This window comes from Kitasatospora sp. NPDC057518 (genome assembly GCF_042802075.1).
Classification (GTDB): domain Bacteria; phylum Actinomycetota; class Actinomycetes; order Streptomycetales; family Streptomycetaceae; genus Kitasatospora.
Map to the genome: position 1 here is coordinate 1 of NZ_JBHVEU010000157.1, position 17,808 is coordinate 17,808.

Here is a 17,808-nt window from a genome sequence, read left to right on the forward strand (position 1 = left end):
AGGAGATCCTTTCCTCGGGCGCGGCCCGTTCCGTCCGTTGCTCTTCGGCCGCGCCGCCGGCGGTCAGCTGCGGCGGAGGGCCTCGGTGAGCCGGTTGGCGGCCTCGATGATGGCCTGGGCGTGCAGGCGACCCGGGTGGCGGGTGAGCCGCTCGATGGGGCCGGAGACGGAGACGGCGGCCACCACGCGGTTGGACGGTCCGCGGACGGGGGCGGAGACGGACGCGACGCCCGGCTCGCGCTCCCCGATGGACTGGGCCCAGCCGCGGCGGCGGACGCCGCTGAGCGCGGTGGCGGTGAAGCGGGCGCCCTGGAGGCCTCGGTGGAGGCGCTCGGGCTCTTCCCAGGCGAGGAGGACCTGGGCGGCGGAGCCGGCCTTCATCGGCAGGGTGCTGCCGACGGGGACGGTGTCGCGCAGACCGGAGAGTCGTTCGGCGGCGGCGACGCAGATGCGCATCTCGCCCTGGCGGCGGTAGAGCTGCGCGCTCTCCCCGGTGACGTCGCGCAGGTGGGTGAGGACGGGGCCCGCGGTGGCGAGCAGTCGGTCCTCGCCGGCGGCGGCGGAGAGTTCGGACAGGCGGGGGCCGAGGATGAAGCGGCCCTGCATGTCGCGGGTGACCAGGCGGTGGTGTTCGAGTGCGACGGCGAGTCTGTGGGCGGTGGGGCGCGCCAGACCGGTGGCGGCGACCAGCCCCGCCAGTGTGGCGGGGCCCGACTCCAGTGCGCTGAGCACCAGAGCGGCCTTGTCGAGAACGCCGACGCCGCTAGTGTTGTCCATAGCATGATATTGCAGTCTCAGGTAGCGAGACGCAAGTCTGTTTCGATGTCCGCCATCCTCTCAGATGCCCGCAAAGCACCACTTCCGGGACTCGGCGTCTCGGATGGCGGACGCGCCGCTGCGGGCGGGTCGGCGCCCGTACCGGGGGCGGGGAACGGCCGGGGAACGGCCGGAGAAACGCAAAAAGCCCCTGCCGTGTCTCTTTCGAAACACGGCAGGGGCCGTAAGAAGAATTCGGCGGCGTCCTACTCTCCCACAGGGTCCCCCCTGCAGTACCATCGGCGCTGAAAGGCTTAGCTTCCGGGTTCGGAATGGAGCCGGGCGTTTCCCTCTCGCTATGACCACCGAAATGATCGGGCCGGGCAATTGCTCGAAAGCACTGCCTACGCCTCGCTGTAAATCATAGCAGGAGGAAAAGCGAACGGATTCCGCGGTCCCGAGGGGCCGGTCACGTCCGGGGGGTCGCTCGCGACCGGGGGCCGGTCGCGTCCGGGGGGTCGGGCCGACCGGCGGGCGGTGTCCACCCGTCGGCTCGCGTCGACCCGCTCGGAGGGGGAGCCGGCACACCGAGGGGGCGCGTCACACAGCGTGCGCGCCCCGTCCGTCGTGTCCACGCCCGTGCGCACACCACCGACCCCACCCCTGTGCGCCGATCGCCCAAAAACCGACCGATAAGGTGTTAATCCAACATTCATCCATGCCGCATAGCCTCCGGGGGCTAGCCTCATGCTGAACGTCATCGTCCGACCGGGAGGCGAAAGCCCCGTGCAAGGCACTGTCACCACACCAGGCGGTTCCACGGTGCCCGGCGGCCAGGGCGAGGCGTTCCTGCTCGTCGTGGACGACGAGCCCAACATCCGCGAGCTGCTCTCCGCCTCGCTGCGCTTCTCCGGCTTCCGCGTCGCCTCCGCCGCCACCGGCACCGAGGCGCTCGAACTGGTCGCCGCCGAGCGCCCGGACCTGGTCGTCCTCGACGTGATGCTCCCCGACCTCGACGGCTTCACCGTCGTCGAGAAGCTGCGCGAGCGCACCAGCCGCGGGCAGATAGCCGGGCCGGCCCACGGGCACCCCGCCGACCACCTGCCGGTGCTCTTCCTCACCGCCAAGGACGGCGTCGGCGACAAGGTCCAGGGCCTGGCCGCCGGGGCGGACGACTACGTCACCAAGCCCTTCAGCCTGGAGGAGCTGATCGCCCGGATCCGCGCCATCCTGCGCCGGGCCGGCGGGCCCGCCGAGGACGGCCGACTGGTCGTCGCCGACCTCAGCCTCGACCCGGTCGCCCACGAGGTCACCCGGGGCGGCACCCCGGTCTCGCTCTCCCCGACCGAGTTCAAGCTGCTGCACTACCTGATGGCCAACGTCGGCCGGGTGGTCTCCAAGTCGCAGATCCTCGACCACGTCTGGGCCTACGACTTCGGCGGGGACCTCTCCATCGTCGAGTCGTACATCTCCTACCTGCGCCGCAAGCTCGACTCCGGCCCGGCGCACGGCCCCAAGCTGATCCACACCGTGCGCGGCATCGGCTACGCCCTGCGCCGCCCCCCGCAGGGCTGACCGGACCCGCTCGTGCCCGCCCGCTTCTCCTCCCGGCTGTCGCTGCGCGCCCGGCTGCTGGTGCTCGTGTTCGCGCTGGTCGCCACCGGGCTCGCGGTCAGCGACACCTTCGTGCTCGGCGCCGTACGGACCCAGCTGGTGGAGCAGCTGGACGAACAGCTCCAGCGGTACGGGCTGCCGCTCTCCCGCAAGCCCCCGAGCCAGGTGGTCGCGCCGGCCGCCGGGAAGCCCCTGGTCGCTGGCCGGCGGGTCAGCCTGCCCAGCCAGTACCTGGTGCAGTACCTCTCCTCGGACGGCAAGGTCCAGGCGCTGATGCGCCAGCCCGTCTCGGACAGCGACCCGGCGCCCCAGCTGGCCGGACTGGACCCGACCCGGACCGCCCCCGACGTCCCCTTCGACCTGCCCGACCAGCGCGGCCGGCACAGCTGGCGGGTGCTGGTGCTGCCGCTCCAGGCCCCCCGCGGGCAGGCCGCCAACCCCAGCGCGTACGCCTCGCCCGCGGTCACCCCGACCTACGTCATGGTGGCGGTCTCCCGCGAGGACATCGACGCCACCATCGGCAGGCTGAGCACCTCCTTCCTGGCCATCGGCGGCGGCGTCCTGGTGCTGATCGCCGCGCTCGGCTTCTTCGCGGTGCGTGCCGGGCTGCGGCCGCTGCGCCGGATCGAGGCGGGCGCCGAGCGGATCGCGGCCGGCGAGCTGTCGCACCGGATGCCGGAGCTCTCCCCGGGCACCGAGGTCGGCCGGCTGTCGATCGCGCTCAACGGGATGCTCACCCAGATCGAGGCGGCCTTCGCGGCCCGCGCCGAGTCCGAGGCCCGGATGCGGCGCTTCGTCGCGGACGCCTCGCACGAGCTGCGCACCCCGCTGGCCGGCATCCGCGGCTTCGCCGAGCTGTACCGGATGGGGGCGCTGCCCACCGAGGCCGACGTCAAGCGGACCATGACCCGGATCGAGAGCGAGGCCGACCGGATGGGCGCCCTGGTCGAGGACCTGCTGGTGCTCGCCCGGCTGGACGAGGAACGCCCGCTCGACCTCGCCCCGATGGACCTGCGCACCCTCGCCGCCGACGCGCTGCACGACCTCACCGCCCTCGACCCGAGCCGCCCGGTCGCGCTCACCGGTCCGGCCGGCACCGGCGCGCCCGGCGCGGCGCCCGTCCTCGGCGACGAGGCGCGGCTGCGGCAGGTGGTCACCAACCTGGTCGGCAACGCGGTCAAGCACACCCCGGCCGGCACGCCGGTCCGGATCGGGGTGGGCGCCGGCCCCGGCGGCGTCTGCCTGCTGGAGGTCGCCGACTCCGGCCCGGGCCTCACCGAGGAGCAGGCCCAGCGGGTCTTCGACCGGTTCTTCCGGGTCGACGCCTCCCGCAGCCGCGACAACGGCGGCGGCGCCGGCCTCGGCCTCGCCATCGCCACCGCCCTCACCCGCGCCCACGGCGGCACCCTCACCCTGCACACCGCCCCGGGCGAGGGCGCCACCTTCCGCGTCGAACTCCCCCGGCAGCGCTGACCGGATTCCCGCGGGGCCGAATGCCGCGAATTCGGCCCCGCCGACCCGAATGCCACGAATTCGGACGTCTGGGGCGCGCTTTTGCCCCGGCTTTGTCGACTCGTCAATTCCCCGGTGAACCCGGAAGGTTGGACGCCCGGTCATTGCCGGAATCCGGCATGGAGCGTTAAGAATGCGTGTGCCTATGATCGGCGTCGTCCGGCCGTGAGGAACCCTCCGGCCGTGACCCTTGCTTTTCCTTTCGACCCGAAAGGGGTCATCGTGAACCTCCGCCGTTCGCTGGTCTCGGCCGTCCTCGTCGCCGCCGTCGTCTCGCCCGCCGCCGTGCTCTCCGCCGCGCCCGCCTTCGCGGAGTCGGCGTCGGTGACGCAGACCCGGAGCGACAGCGGCTCGATCGCCGAGCTGGAGCAGGCCGCCGCGGCCGCGGCCAAGGCCCACACGGCGGCCGTCGCGAACGAGGCCGAGGTCACGGCCGAGGCCACGGCGTTCCTGAAGGACCCGCAGCCCTACCAGGGCAGGCTCCAGGAGGCGCGGGCCGCCGCCAAGCAGGCCGCCGCGACCAGGGAGACCACCGACAAGGAGGCCGAGGAGGCCGCCCGGGCGTACGGCACCGCCAAGGAGGAGGACCTCCCCAAGGCCAGGGAGCGGATGCTGAAGGCGTTCGAGGCCGCCAACGCCGCCACCGCCGCGGACGAGAAGGCCAAGGCCGCCGTGACCGCCGCGGGCAAGGCCCTGGACGACGCCAAGGTCGAGGCGTTCCGGCGGATCTCCACGGCCCAGGAGGCCACCAAGGCCGCGGCCGCCACCAAGGCCGCCGCGGACAAGGCGCTCGCCGACGCCCGGGCCGCCGCCGCGAAGCCGGTCGAGAAGCCCGTCGAGAAGCCGGCGGAGCAGCCCGCCGCCGGCACCCCGGCCTCGGACACCGCCGCGACCAAGGCGTCCACCGCGACCAGGGCCACCACCGCCTCGAACAGGTCGACCACCTCGACCAGCACCGCGACCACCACGCAGGCCGCCACCACCGGCTCGGCCACCGAACTCGCCGACACCGGTTCCAACCCCGCCACCCCGTACCTCGCCCTGGGCTCCGGCCTCGCCCTCGGCCTCGGCGCCGCCGCCCTCTACGTCTCCCGCCGCAAGCCGGCCCGCTCGGCTTCCTGACCCACCCCGCCCCACCCGGCTCCGCACCCGCCCGGAAGGCGGGCGCGACCACCCCCGAACCGCAGGACAGGCCCCGGCCCGTCCTGCGGTTCCGGCGTTCCCGGCCCCGAAACTCCTCGATCGAGTGAACCCGTTGCCGTTCACCCGGCCGACCCTGAGGTCGCGTGCGACCGTGCTGCCGTTGCTCGCGCGGGCTCGCGCGGGCTCGCGCGGGCTGATCACTGGACGGGAAATTGGGGTGTTCCGATGAGCGCGGTTGCTGTTGAGGAGACCGGCGTGGACCTGGACCAGGCGCTGTGGGAGATGTGGAAGTCCATGGACGTCCCCGAGGGCATCCATGTGGAGATCATCGAGGGGTTCGACGCCGTCACCGTCCTCACCGGCCCCGACCCCGAGCGCCGTGCCTACGCGACCTCGACCCGGGTCCCGTACGGCAAGGAGGCCGTGATCCCCGAGGGCCCCGCCAAGGGCTTCGTGATCGGTCCCGAGATCACCGGTGAGCGCCGTGGCTGAACGCGGCGCGTCGTTCAGGCGGGACCTGTCGGAGTGGCGGATCGTGCTGGTCGCGTGGCGGCTGCTGGTGCTGCAGGCGGCGGATCCGGTGGTGGCGGCGGGGATGGCGGAGCACTCGACGTACCGGGCGCACCCGTGGCGGCGGGTGGAGCACACGCTGGGCAGCGGGCGGCGGCTGTTCTACCAGGACGCGGACGCGCTGCGCCGGGAGGTCGCGCGGCTGGAGCGGGCGCACAAGCGGATCCGGGGGACGGGGCCGGACGGGCGGCCGTACGACGCCGGGGACGCGGCGACCAGGGCGTGGGTGCTGCTGACGCTCTTCGAGGGCGTGGTCGCGATGCGCCGGCTGGGCGGGGACCGGTACGACGCGGGGGAGTTGGCGCAGGCGTACGCGGAGTTCCGGGAGGCGGTCGCCGTCTTCGACCTCCCGAAGGGCGAGATCCCGGAGACCGTGGGGGAGTTGCCGGCCTACTTCGCCCGGTACGCGCGGGAGCGGCTGGAGCACACCGAGGCGGCGCGCCACCTGTTGGACGACCTGCTGCGCGAGGCGCCCGCGCCGCGCCGGCTCCGGTTCCTCGGCGACGCGGGCTGGCGGGTGGTGCGGGTGGTGGTCGCCCGGGCGATCCGCGAGCTGACGGTGGCGGACCTGCCGCCGGCGGTGCGGGAGCGGTTCGGGCTGGTCCGGACCCGGCGGGCCGCGCTGCTGTCCGCCGTGCTGCACCGCGGCGTGGGCGCGGTCGTCCCGCTCCTCCCGGACCGGCTGCGCTACCGCTCCCCGGAGGAGCACCGGGCGCCGAAGCGCCACCGCCCGCACCGGGACGGCCGGGGGCCCAGGCTGGACCGCTTCTTCCGCGAGGTGCTCGACCAGACCGGCGACGGCTTCATCACCGCGCACGACCTGCGGGCGATGGCGCACAACGTGTGCTGGCAGCTGGAGTTGGACGAGGCGGGCGAGGCCCGGGTGTACGAGGCCTTCGACAGCTGGTGGGAGCAGCTGCGCGCGGTGATGGACGCGAACGGGGACGGGCGGGTCAGCCGGGAGGAGTTCGTGGCGGCGACCCTGGCCGGCCTGGACCGGGACGAGGCCTACCTGGAGCGGGGGCTGCTGCCCGCGCTGCGGGCGGTGTTCACCGCGGCCGACACCGACGGCAGCGGCTTCCTGGAGTTCGACGAGTACCGCGCGGTGTTCGGCGGGCCGCGCGTGCACCCGGCGGAGCTGTCGCACGGTTTCCGTCGGCTGGACGCCGACGGGGACGGGCGGATCACCCGGGAGGAGTTCCTGGCCGGATTCACCGGGTTCTTCACGGCCCGCGCCGATTCCGTCCCGGGCACCGAGCTGCTCGGCCGCCCGTAGGACATGGCCCATAGAGGCGAGTCCGAGGACAGGCCCTAGCACGCGGATCCCGTCGGGGCGACCGGGTCGCGGGCCTGTCAAGCGCCGGTTCGGCCAACAACTTCCGGCCATCCGCCCGGTCGTTCGTTGCCCCGGCCCGCGGTGGATCCGCAGACTGTGCGGACCGCGCCGCGGCCCGTGACGCAGCGCACAGCCTGTCAATCCCACCCCACCTGCGGTTCCCCCGTAAGGATGGTGGATACTGCTCCTTGTGAACGTGTTCACGTTCACAAGCGGACAAGCTTGCGTGGTTGAGCAACGGTCTACGGCTATAGATGAAGTTTGTCCGGAAGATGCCCGTCGTCACGCGGGCAGGTTGGGAGAGAGGGCGACGTGGAACTGGCAATCGCTCACGAAACCATCGCGCGATGGCAATTCGGCATCACCACCGTCTACCACTTCCTCTTCGTCCCGCTCACGATCAGCCTGGCCGCGATCGTGGCCGGTCTGGAGACCGCCTGGGTGCGGACGAACAAGGAGAAGTACTTCCACGCCACCAAGTTCTGGGGAAAGCTCTTCCTCATCAACATCGCGATGGGCGTGGTCACCGGCATCGTCCAGGAGTTCCAGTTCGGCATGAACTGGTCCGACTACTCCCGCTTCGTCGGCGACGTCTTCGGGGCCCCGCTCGCGATGGAGGCGCTGATCGCCTTCTTCTTCGAGTCCACCTTCATCGGCCTGTGGATCTTCGGCTGGGACAAGCTGCCGAGGAAGATCCACTGCGCCTGCATGTGGATGGTGGCGCTGGGCACCGTGCTCTCGGGCTACTTCATCCTGGCCGCCAACTCCTGGATGCAGCACCCGGTCGGCTACGCGATCGACCCGGTCACCGGCAAGGCCCAGCTGACCGACGTCGTCCGGGTGCTGTTCCAGAACACCACCCTGGTGGTCGTCTTCCACACCCTGACCGCCGCCTTCCTCACCGGTGCGGCCTTCGTCGTCGGCATCGCCTCCTTCCACCTCTGGAAGGCCAAGCGCAAGCCGGAGACCGCCGACCCGAAGAAGACCGCCGCGATGCGCACCTCGCTGCGGCTCGGCCTGGTGCTCGCGGTCGTCTTCGGCGCCGGCACCGCGCTCAGCGGCGACACCCTGGGCAAGGTCATGTTCGAGCAGCAGCCGATGAAGATGGCCGCCGCCGAGGCGCTGTGGGAGACCCAGGCGCCGGCGCCGTTCTCGGTCTTCGCGGTCGGGGACGTCAGCAAGGGCCACAACTCGGTCGCCCTGGAGATCCCCGGGATACTCTCCTTCCTCGCCCACAGCGACTTCAGCTCGTCCGTCCCCGGCATCAACGACACCGCCGCCGCCGAGGCCGCCCAGCACGGCGGCGACCCCAAGGACTACATCCCGAGCATCTTCGTCACCTACTGGGGCTTCCGCCTCATGATCGGCTTCGGGATGACCTCCTTCCTGGCCGGCCTGATCGGCCTGTGGACCACCCGGAAGAAGCTCTTCCTGCACCCCGAGTTCCGCACCGGCGAGACCGAGGTGCCCCGGCTGATGCTCACCCCCAGGCGCGAGCTGGGGCCGCAGCTGACCAAGTGGAGCTGGCGGATCGGCATCCTGACCATGGGCTTCCCGCTGATCGCCAACAGCTTCGGCTGGATCTTCACCGAGATGGGCCGTCAGCCCTGGGCCGTCTTCGGTCTGATGACCACGGCCAGCGCGGTCTCCCCCAACGTCAGCGTCGGCACCCAGATCGGCGCGCTGGCCACCTTCACCACGCTGTACGCGATCCTCGCCGTCATCGAGGTCCGGCTGCTGGTCAAGTACGCCAAGGCCGGCCCGGTGGTGACCGAGCAGCCGCCCACCAAGGACCCGTCGTTGCGCGGACCGTCCTCGGACGAGGACGCCGACAAGCCGCTCGCCTTCGCCTACTGAGGCGCCGGGACACCGGGGAACTGAGGATCTGACATGCAACTCCACGACGTCTGGTTCGTGCTGATCGCGGTCCTGTGGATCGGCTACTTCTTCCTGGAGGGCTTCGACTTCGGGATCGGCGTGCTGACCAAGCCGCTGGCCCGCAACACCGCCGAGCGGCGGGTGCTGATCAACACCATCGGCCCGGTCTGGGACGGCAACGAGGTCTGGCTGCTGACCGCCGGCGGCGCCACCTTCGCGGCCTTCCCGGACTGGTACGCGACGCTCTTCAGCGGCTTCTACATCCCGCTGCTGGTCATCCTGGTCTGCCTGATCGTCCGCGGGGTGGCCTTCGAGTACCGGGCCAAGAACGACGGCGCCCGCTGGCAGCGGAACTGGGAGGAGGCCATCTTCTGGACCTCCCTCCTCCCGGCCTTCCTCTGGGGCGTGGCCTTCGCCAACATCGTGCGCGGCGTGGACATCGACGCGCAGAAGAACTACGTCGGCACCCTCTGGGACCTGCTGAACCCGTACGCCCTGCTCGGCGGCCTGGTGACGCTCGCCCTGTTCACCCTGCACGGCTCGGTGTTCGCCGCGCTCAAGACGGTCGGCGAGATCCGCGAGCGGGCCCGCAGGTCCGCCCTGGTCTCCGGCCTGGCGACCGCCGTGCTGGCGCTGGCCTTCCTGACCTGGACCCAGGTCGACCACGGCAACGGCCGCAGCCTCGCCGCGATGATCGTCGCGGTGGTCGCCCTGCTCGGCGCCCTGGCGGCCAACCAGCTCGGCCGCGAGGGATGGGCGTTCAGCCTCTCCGGGGCGACCATCGTGGCCGCGGTCGCGATGCTCTTCCTGGCGCTCTTCCCGGACGTCATGCCCTCCACGCTGAACCCGGAGTGGAGCCTGACCGTCGCCAACGCCGCCTCCTCGCCGTACACGCTGAAGGTGATGACCGTCGTGGCGGCGATCTTCACCCCGCTGGTGCTGCTCTACCAGGGCTGGACGTACTGGGTGTTCCGCAAGCGGATCGGCGTCCAGCACATCCCCGGGCACAACCCGGCCGCCCCGCTCGACCAGGCCTGACGCCGTGAAGCCGGTCGACCCCCGACTCCTCGGGTACGCCCGCACCACCAGGGCCTTCCTCGCCGGATCCGTGCTGCTCGGCGCGGTCGGCGCGGCCCTGGTGGTCGCCCAGGCGAGTCTGATCGCCGAGATCGTCGTCCGCGCCTTCCAGCGCGGGGCGACGCTCGGCGAGCTGACCACGCCGCTGCTGCTGCTCGCCCTGACGGCGGTCGGGCGCGGGCTGGTCGGCTGGCTCACCGAACTCACCGCCCACCGGTCCGTCGCCCGGGTGAAGTCCACCCTGCGGCGCCGGCTGCTCGACCACGCCACCGCGCTCGGCCCGTCCTACCTGGCGGGCCGGCGCACCGGCGAACTCACCACCCTCGCCACCCGCGGCATCGACGCCCTGGACGACTACTTCGCCCGCTACCTGCCGCAGCTGGCGCTGGCCGTGGTCGTCCCGGTGATCGTGCTGCTGCGGATCGTCGGCGCCGACTTCACCTCGGCCGCGGTCATCGCCGGGACGCTGCCGCTGATCCCGCTGTTCATGGTGCTGATCGGGATGGCCACCCAGTCCCGGATGGACCGGCAGTGGAACACCCTGTCCCGGCTCTCCCACCACTTCCTCGACGTGGTCGCCGGACTGCCCACCCTCAAGGTGTTCAACCGGGCCCGCACCCAGGCCGCCACCATCGCCCGGATCACCGCCGACTACCGCCGGGCCACGCTGCGCACCCTGCGGATCGCCTTCGTCTCCTCCTTCACCCTGGAGCTGCTCTCCACCCTGTCCGTCGCGCTGGTCGCCGTCACCGTCGGCTTCCGGCTGGTGGACGGCACGCTCGACCTGGAGACCGGGCTGCTGATCCTGGTGCTCGCCCCCGAGGTGTACTTCCCGATCCGCCAGGTCGGCGCGCTCTACCACTCCAGCGTCGAGGGGCTGACCGCCGCCGACGAGCTGTTCCGGGTGCTGGAGACCCCGCTGCCCGCCGCCGGCACCACCCCGGCACCCGACCTCGCGAGCGCCGTGATCGCCGCCGAGGGCCTGGTCGTCCGGCACCCCGGGCGCACCGAGCCCGCGCTGGACGGCGCCGCGCTGACGCTGAGCCCGGGCTCCAGCACGGCGCTCACCGGCCCCAGCGGCGCCGGCAAGTCCACCCTGCTGGCCGTGCTGCTCGGCCTCACCGCCCCGTCGTCGGGCACCGTCCGGATCACCGCCGCCGACGGCCGTACGACGTACGACCTGGCCGAGCTGGAGCCGGAGAGCTGGCGGCGGCAGATCGCCTGGGTGCCGCAGCACCCGCACCTGTTCGCCGGGACGGTCGCCGAGAACCTGCGGCTCTACCGGCCGGAGGCCACCGACGAGCAGCTGTGGACGGCGCTGCGGGCCGCGCACGCGCTCGACTTCGTGACCGACCTGGCGGCAGTCCTCGGGGAGGACGGCGCCGGGCTCTCCGCCGGGCAGCGCCAGCGCCTCGCCCTCGCCCGGGTGCTGCTCGCCGAGGACCGGCCGCTGGTGCTGCTGGACGAGCCGACCGCCAACCTGGACGGCGCCTCCGAGGCGGCCGTGGTGGACGCCGTCCGGGCGCTCGCCGCCGACCCGGCGCGCACCGTGCTGGTGGTCGCGCACCGGCCCGCCCTGCTGGCCGTCGCCGACCGGCGGGTACGGCTGGCGGGAGCCCCGGCGGCCGCCGCCCCGGCCGCCCCGGTGGCGCCGCTCGCCCACAGCGGCCGCCCCACGCCCGCCCCCGCCGTCGCCGAGGAGCCCCGGCCCGAGGGCGGCGGCACCCCCCGGCTGGCGCTCTCGATCCTGCTCGGCGCGCTCGCCCTCGGCTGCGCCGTCGCGCTGATGGCCACCTCCGGCTACCTGATCTCCCGGGCCTCCGAGATGCCGCCGGTGCTCTACCTGATGATGGCCGTCACCTCGGTACGGGCCTTCGGCATCGGCCGCAGCGTCTTCCGCTACGCCGAGCGGCTGGTCTCGCACGACGCGGTGCTGCGCACCCTCGGCACCCTGCGGGCCGCCGTCTACCGGCGGCTGAGCGCGCTCGCCCCGGCCGGACTGCCCGCCTTCCGGCGCGGCGACCTGCTCTCCCGGCTGGTCGCCGACGTGGACGCCGTCCAGGACCACTACCTGCGCTGGCGGCTGCCGGCCGCGGTGGCCGGCCTGGTCGCGCTGGCCTCGACCGCGGCGATGGCCGCCTTCCTGCCGGCCGCCGGGCTGGTGCTCGGCCTCGGACTGCTGCTCGCGGGCGGGCTGGTGCCCGCCCTGGCCGCCCGCTGGTCGGCCGGCGCCGAGCGGCGCCAGGCCCCGGCGCGCGGGCGCCTGGCCACCGCCGTGGTGGACGCCTTCACCGGCACCGCCGAGCTCACCGTGGCCGGCGCGCTGCCCGGCCGGCTGGCCGCCGTCCGTAGCGCCGACGCCGCGCTGACCGGGCTGGCCGCCCGCTCGGCCGCCACCACGGCGCTCGGCACCGGGCTGATCGCCCTGCTCACCGGGCTGACCGTGACCGCCGCGGCCGCGGTCGGCGTCCAGGGGGTGCGCGACGGGGTGCTGGCGCCGGTCTGCCTGGCCGTGGTGGTGCTGACCCCGCTGGCCGCCTTCGAGGCCGTCACCGGGATGCCGCTCGCCGTCCAGGCCCGCCAGCGCAGCCGCGCCGCGCGGGCCCGGCTGGACGAGGTGCTCTCCGCCGAACCCCCGGTCGCCGAGCCCGCCGAACCGGTGGCACTGCCCGAGCGGCCGCTGCCCGTCGCGGTGCGCGGGCTGACCGTACGGCACCCCGGGCAGACGGCGGACGCGCTCGTCGGGGTGGACCTCGACCTCGCGGCCGGCCGCCGGATCGCCGTGGTCGGCCCGTCCGGCTCCGGCAAGACCACCCTCGCCCAGGCGCTGCTGCGCTTCCTGGAGCCGAGCGCCGGGACGGTGCGGTTCGCCGACGGCCGCCCCGAGGCGGTGGACAGCCGCGCGCTGGCGGGCGAGTCCGTCCGCCGGGTGATCGGGCTCTGCGCCCAGGACGCCCACGTCTTCGACAGCTCGCTGCGGGAGAACCTGCGACTGGCCCGGCCGGCGGCGGGGGAGGAGGAGCTGCGCGCCGCGCTGGCCGCCGCCCGGCTGCTGGAGTGGACCGAGGGCCTGCCGGACGGCCTGGACACCATGGTCGGCGAGCACGGCGCCCGGCTCTCCGGCGGACAGCGCCGGCGGCTGGCGCTCGCCCGGGCGCTGCTCGCGGACTTCCCCGTGCTGGTCCTGGACGAGCCCGCCGAGCACCTCGACCTGCCCACCGCCGACGCCCTCACCGCCGACCTGCTGGCCGCCACCGAGGGCCGCACCACCGTGCTGATCACCCACCGGCTGGCCGGGCTGGACGACACCACGGTGGACGAGGTGCTGGTGCTGGACGGCGGACGGGTGGCCGAGCGGGGCCGCTGGTCGGAGCTGGTCGCCGACCCGGACGGGCGACTGCACGCGATGTGGCGGCGGGAGCGGGAGGCGGACGGGCTGCTGGAGCCGGTTCCGGCCGCCGCCGGCCGGGCCGTCACCCGTTAGTCGCGCCGTCCTTCGGCTGAAAAGCGTACAAACGTAGGCTTTCTTCATGGACCCCACGCCGGACCTCCCGCCCGACCCCGCTCCGGGCCTCCCGTCGGACCCCGTTCCGGGCCTTCCGTCGGACCCCGTTCCGGGCCTCCCGTCGGACCTCCCCGGGGCCGCCGCCGAGCAGACGCCCCACCAGGTGCCGGAGATCGCCTCGCTCGGGCTGGACACCCTGGTCACCGAGGTCGCCGAGCGCCTGCAGTCGGCCGCCGCGGTCACCGACCGGATGCAGCGGCTGCTGGAGGCGGTGGTCTCGATCGGGGCCGGGCTGGACCTGCACGCCACCCTGCACCGGATCGCCGTGGGCGCCGCCGAACTGGTCGACGCCCGCTACGCGGCGCTCGGCGTGATCGCCCCCGGCGGCACCGGCCTGGCCGACTTCATCCACGTCGGGGTCGACGACGAGACCGCCGCCGAGATCGGCGAACTGCCCGCCGGCCGGGGCATCCTCGGCGCGCTCATCGACCGCCCCGAGCCGCTGCGGCTGGCCGACCTCCGCACCGACCCGCGCTCCTCCGGCTTCCCGCCGCACCACCCCTGCATGAGGACCTTCCTGGGCGTGCCGATCCGGGTCCGCGCGGAGGTGTTCGGCAACCTCTACCTCACCGAGAAGAAGGGCGGCGGCGCCTTCACCCCCGAGGACGAGCAGGTCGTGCACGCGCTCGCCGCGGCGGCCGGCGTGGCCATCGAGAACTCCCGGCTGTACGAGGAGGGCCGCCGCCGCGAACGCTGGATCGCCGGCGCCGCCGCCGTCGCCACCGCGCTGCTCTCCGCCGAGCAGGCCGAGAGCGCGCTGACCGTCGCCGCCGAGCAGGTACGGGAGCTGGCGGACGCCGCGCTCGGCATGATCCTGCTGCCGACCGGCCCGGAGGGCGGCGGCGAGGGCGACGGGCAGATGCGGGTCGCGCACGCCTCCGGCGAACTGGCCGAGTACGTCCGCGGCGAACTGCTGCCCCGGGAGAGCTTCGCGGCGCGGCTGCTCGCGGGGGAGAGCGTCTACCTGGACGACATGTCCAGCGACCCGACCGTGGTGATCCGGCTCGCCCGCCGCTTCGGCCCGTCCATGGCCGTGCCGATGGTCGCCGCCGGGCGGGTGCTCGGCGGGCTCTGCGTCTGGCGCCCGCACGGCGCGGTGCCGTTCACCGACAGCGAGAAGCAGCTCGCCGAGACCTTCGCCTCGCAGGCCGCGCTGGCCCTGCGGCTCGCCGAGGGCCAGCGCGACCAGCAGCGGCTGGCCGTCTTCCAGGACCGCGACCGGATCGCCCGCGACCTGCACGACCTGGTGATCCAACGGCTGTTCGCCACCGGGATGATGCTGGAGAGCGCCGCCCGGCGGGCCGTCGTCCCCGAGGTCAGGGTCGGCATCGGCAAGGCGGTGGACGAGCTGGACGCCACCATCCAGGAGGTCCGCACCACCATCTACGCCCTCCAGCACGACGACCACGGCGACGCGCCGGACACCCTGCGCACCCGGGTGCTGCGGGAGGCCAGCCAGGCCGCGGCCGCGCTCGGCTTCAAGCCCTCGGTGAGCTTCGTCGGGCCGGTGGAGAGCCTGGTCGGCGAGAAGACCGGCCGTCAACTGCTCGCCGCCCTGCGCGAGATGCTCTCCAACACGGCCCGGCACGCGCGCGCCTCCCGGGTCGGCGTGGAGATCGACGCGACCACCCACCTGGGCGAGGACGGCCGCCCGGTGGGCGGCGACCCGGACTCGCTGGACCGGGGCGGCCGGCCCGGCGTGCTGCTCACCGTGACCGACGACGGGGTGGGCATCCCGGCCGGCGGCCGGCGCAGCGGCCTGCTCAACCTCACCCGGCGCGCCGAGGCGCTCGGCGGCGACGCCTGGCACGAGAGCGGGCCGTACCGCAAGGGCACGATGGTGCGCTGGACGGCCCGGCTCTGAGGGTTCCGACCGGGACTACCACCAAGAACCGGTGAAAGTTAAACGAGAGAGAACTTCCCGACCAACAGCGCAAGTTGTGAACGTTCTGGGCTTTCGGGGGCTCCGTGTGCACACATAGCTTTGCTCCGCTCGGAGGGGAAACCGGAGGGCAACCGGACGGAGGGGGCAGTGAACGCTGCCGGCCGCGGTCACACCGCAGCAGGGGCAAGTCGAGGGGGTTTCCGCGCCGAACGGGCAGCGGACGGGCGCTACCGCTGGCAACTGAAGGCGTCCAACGGCCGGGTGGTCGCGATCACCCCGGCCGCGTTCGAGACGGCGGGCGAGGCCGAGCGGGGCTTCGACGGCCTGCGCGCCGCGGCGCCCGGGCTCACCGCGCGCATCACCCACGTACGGGAGGGCATCGGCTGGATCTGGGTCGTCCCGGGCTCGCGCGCCCTCCCCGAGGTGCGCTCCAGCCGCGCGTACGAGCGGTACGCGACCTGCCAGAACGCCTTCCGGCGGTTCGTGGTGCTGCTCTCCAAGCAGCCTCCGCACGAACTCCCGGAGCCCGCCGTACCGTTGAGACGCACCGATGGCCGCTGAGCGACGCGGCCCGCGACTGCTGATCGTGCCGGCGGCCGACCGCTGCCTCGGCTGGGCACTGCGGGCCGCCAACGGGAGGCCGCTCGGGGTCGGCGTACGGACGTACCGCAGCGAGGACGAACTCGCCGAGGCCGTCCGGGTGCTGCTGATCGAACGGGCCGCGCTGCGGTGCTCGGTCGGGCAGTCCGAAGGACGTCAGTGGGTCTGGGCCGCCTACCTGCCGGTGCGCAGCACCCGGCCGGGGGCGGCCGACGCCGTCCCGGTCGCCCGCAGCGCCCGGGGATACCTGCGGCGGGACCAGTGCCAGGCGGGGATCGAGGGGTTCCTGGCCGGACTGCAGTGGGTGGGGCAGGAGTTGCGGCGATCGGGGCGGGACGGCCGCCGGCCGCTGTAGGAGACCGTGTGCGTGGCGGTCCGTCGAACGCGACGGACCGCCATGTCGGCATGTCCGGAGGCGTGTCCGGGGCGTATCCCGGGCGTATCCGGAGCATGTCCGGGGGCGGGTCCGGAGGCGGCGGTTCCGTCCACGGCCCCCGTCCGTGCAGTTCCGGTGAAGGGCAGGTTTCCGGCAACACCCCGAGCAGCTTCCTGGAGAAGAACGTCGACCGGGTTCGGAGGGCCGGTAGTGCCCCTGTCACGTGCACGCTGACCAGTGGCTAAACCTCGCTGAACCGATGAGTCGACATTCCCCGGCCGGACCCGGCCTCCCTTCCGGCGGAACCTCCCCGCCGGACAGGATCGGCACTGCCGGCGAGGCCGCAGCGGACGCGGCCACACGGCCCCGAACTCCCGAACGGAGTACGGGTTTCACGCGATGTACGTCTCTCCCCCGGAGGAAGAGGAACATGCGTAAGACCGCTGCCAAGCTGCTCACCGTCGCCGCCCTGGCGACCTCCATCGCGACCGTCGCCGGCGGCACCGCCGTCGCCGACCCGGCCGCCGGCGTGACGCCGCGCGCCATCGACTTCGTGGGCACCGGCTCCGACACCACCCAGGCCGTCGTGAACCAGCTCGCCGCCGACTACAACGCGTCGCTGACCGACCCGAACGCCCCCCGCGTCTACAGCTGGGACGCGACCCCCACCGGCACCACCATCACCCCCAAGGCCGGTTCCGCCGCGATCGCCCGCCCGAACGGCTCCGGCGCCGGCATCAAGGCGCTGGCCACCTACACCAACACCACGGTGGACTTCGCCCGCTCCTCGCGCGGCCCGCAGTCGAGCGACCCGAGCAGCGACTACTTCGTCAGCCTGGCGAAGGACGCCGTCGCCTGGGCCGCCCCGGCCACCGGCAACGCCCCGGCGAACCTGAGCACCGCGAACCTGAAGGACATCTTCACCTGTGCGGTGACCAACTGGCACGACATCGACGCGTCGCTGCCGAACGCCACCATCAAGCCCTTCCTGCCGCAGACCGACTCCGGCACCCGCTCCTACTTCCTGACCACCATCGGTGGCGGCGTCGCGGTCACCCCCGGTGCCTGCGTCGTCAGCGGCACCCAGGAGAACCAGGGCAGCGACTCGGTCCTGGCCGACCCCAACGCGCTGGTCCCCTACTCCGTGGCCCACTACATCGGCCAGGTCTACTACGGCCAGGGCAGCGGCACCGACGTCCAGGGCCCGCTGACCATCCGCAACGTCAACGGTGTCCTGCCGGTGGACACCACGGCCAAGACGATCAGCGCCGCCTTCGCGGCCACCCCGTACTCCCGCGTGGTCTACAACGTCTTCCGTGACACCGAGTGGAACTCGAACGCCACCCTGCGCGCCATCTTCGGCAAGGGCGGCTGGCTCTGCAACAACGGCGCCAACGACCTCAAGAGCTACGGCTTCCTGCCGCTGTCCGCCTTCGCCTGCGGCGCCGTCACCCACTCCTGATCCACCCCGCACCACACCGGCGGCCGCGGGGCCT

At 73.4% G+C, this 17,808-nt stretch carries 13 protein-coding genes and 1 rRNA gene; 12 read left to right on the top strand and 2 right to left on the bottom strand.

Features of this window, described 5'->3' with window-relative positions:
• Nucleotides 1–63: 63 nt before the first annotated feature.
• Both ACFU7Z_RS18065 and rrf read right to left on the bottom strand, forming a co-directional pair.
• Entirely contained in the window at nt 64–777 is a 714-nt protein-coding gene (locus ACFU7Z_RS18065) for an IclR family transcriptional regulator (RefSeq protein WP_030246527.1), read from the bottom strand.
• Nucleotides 778–1,009: 232 nt separating this feature from the next.
• Nucleotides 1,010–1,126 (bottom strand): 5S ribosomal RNA (rrf, locus tag ACFU7Z_RS18070).
• Nucleotides 1,127–1,542: 416 nt separating this feature from the next.
• On the opposite strand from rrf, the gene ACFU7Z_RS18075 reads away from it, so the two are divergent.
• The 12 genes from ACFU7Z_RS18075 (at nt 1,543) to ACFU7Z_RS18130 (ending at nt 17,774) form a co-directional block, all read left to right on the top strand.
• Complete coding sequence (locus ACFU7Z_RS18075; protein ID WP_304414264.1) at nt 1,543–2,331, top strand: response regulator transcription factor; 789 nt, start codon at nt 1,543–1,545, stop codon at nt 2,329–2,331.
• Nucleotides 2,332–2,343: 12 nt separating this feature from the next.
• Nucleotides 2,344–3,843, top strand: a complete 1,500-nt coding sequence (locus tag ACFU7Z_RS18080) for a cell wall metabolism sensor histidine kinase WalK (RefSeq protein WP_117488840.1) — start codon at nt 2,344–2,346, stop codon at nt 3,841–3,843.
• Between the two features lie 261 nt (nt 3,844–4,104).
• A complete protein-coding gene (locus ACFU7Z_RS18085) occupies nt 4,105–5,004 on the top strand; it encodes an LAETG motif-containing sortase-dependent surface protein (protein WP_049651267.1) in 900 nt (299 codons plus the stop codon).
• A gap of 276 nt (nt 5,005–5,280) precedes the next feature.
• A complete protein-coding gene (locus ACFU7Z_RS18090) occupies nt 5,281–5,517 on the top strand; it encodes a hypothetical protein (RefSeq protein ID WP_074002003.1) in 237 nt (78 codons plus the stop codon).
• The gene (locus tag ACFU7Z_RS18095) at nt 5,510–6,871 is read left to right on the top strand and encodes an oxygenase MpaB family protein (protein WP_380743244.1); all 1,362 of its coding nucleotides are present in this window, start codon (nt 5,510–5,512) and stop codon (nt 6,869–6,871) included. Before ACFU7Z_RS18090 ends, ACFU7Z_RS18095 begins: the two co-directional genes overlap by 8 nt.
• A 372-nt stretch (nt 6,872–7,243) precedes the next feature.
• Nucleotides 7,244–8,788, top strand: coding sequence for a cytochrome ubiquinol oxidase subunit I (locus ACFU7Z_RS18100; RefSeq protein WP_049651270.1), 1,545 nt, complete (start codon nt 7,244–7,246; stop codon nt 8,786–8,788).
• 33 nt (nt 8,789–8,821) lie between these two features.
• Nucleotides 8,822–9,847, top strand: coding sequence for a cytochrome d ubiquinol oxidase subunit II (gene cydB / locus ACFU7Z_RS18105; protein ID WP_049651271.1), 1,026 nt, complete (start codon nt 8,822–8,824; stop codon nt 9,845–9,847).
• A 4-nt stretch (nt 9,848–9,851) separates the two neighbouring features.
• Entirely contained in the window at nt 9,852–13,370 is a 3,519-nt protein-coding gene (cydD, locus tag ACFU7Z_RS18110) for a thiol reductant ABC exporter subunit CydD (protein ID WP_380778209.1), read from the top strand.
• Between the two features lie 46 nt (nt 13,371–13,416).
• Nucleotides 13,417–15,315, top strand: coding sequence for a GAF domain-containing sensor histidine kinase (locus ACFU7Z_RS18115; protein WP_380778211.1), 1,899 nt, complete (start codon nt 13,417–13,419; stop codon nt 15,313–15,315).
• Between the two features lie 168 nt (nt 15,316–15,483).
• Nucleotides 15,484–15,897, top strand: a complete 414-nt coding sequence (locus ACFU7Z_RS18120; RefSeq protein WP_074002007.1) for a DUF1508 domain-containing protein — start codon at nt 15,484–15,486, stop codon at nt 15,895–15,897.
• Complete coding sequence (locus ACFU7Z_RS18125) at nt 15,887–16,291, top strand: hypothetical protein (RefSeq protein ID WP_049655595.1); 405 nt, start codon at nt 15,887–15,889, stop codon at nt 16,289–16,291. The genes ACFU7Z_RS18120 and ACFU7Z_RS18125 overlap by 11 nt, the downstream gene beginning before the upstream one ends.
• A gap of 451 nt (nt 16,292–16,742) precedes the next feature.
• Nucleotides 16,743–17,774, top strand: coding sequence for a PstS family phosphate ABC transporter substrate-binding protein (locus tag ACFU7Z_RS18130; protein WP_380743238.1), 1,032 nt, complete (start codon nt 16,743–16,745; stop codon nt 17,772–17,774).
• Nucleotides 17,775–17,808 lie beyond the last annotated feature (34 nt).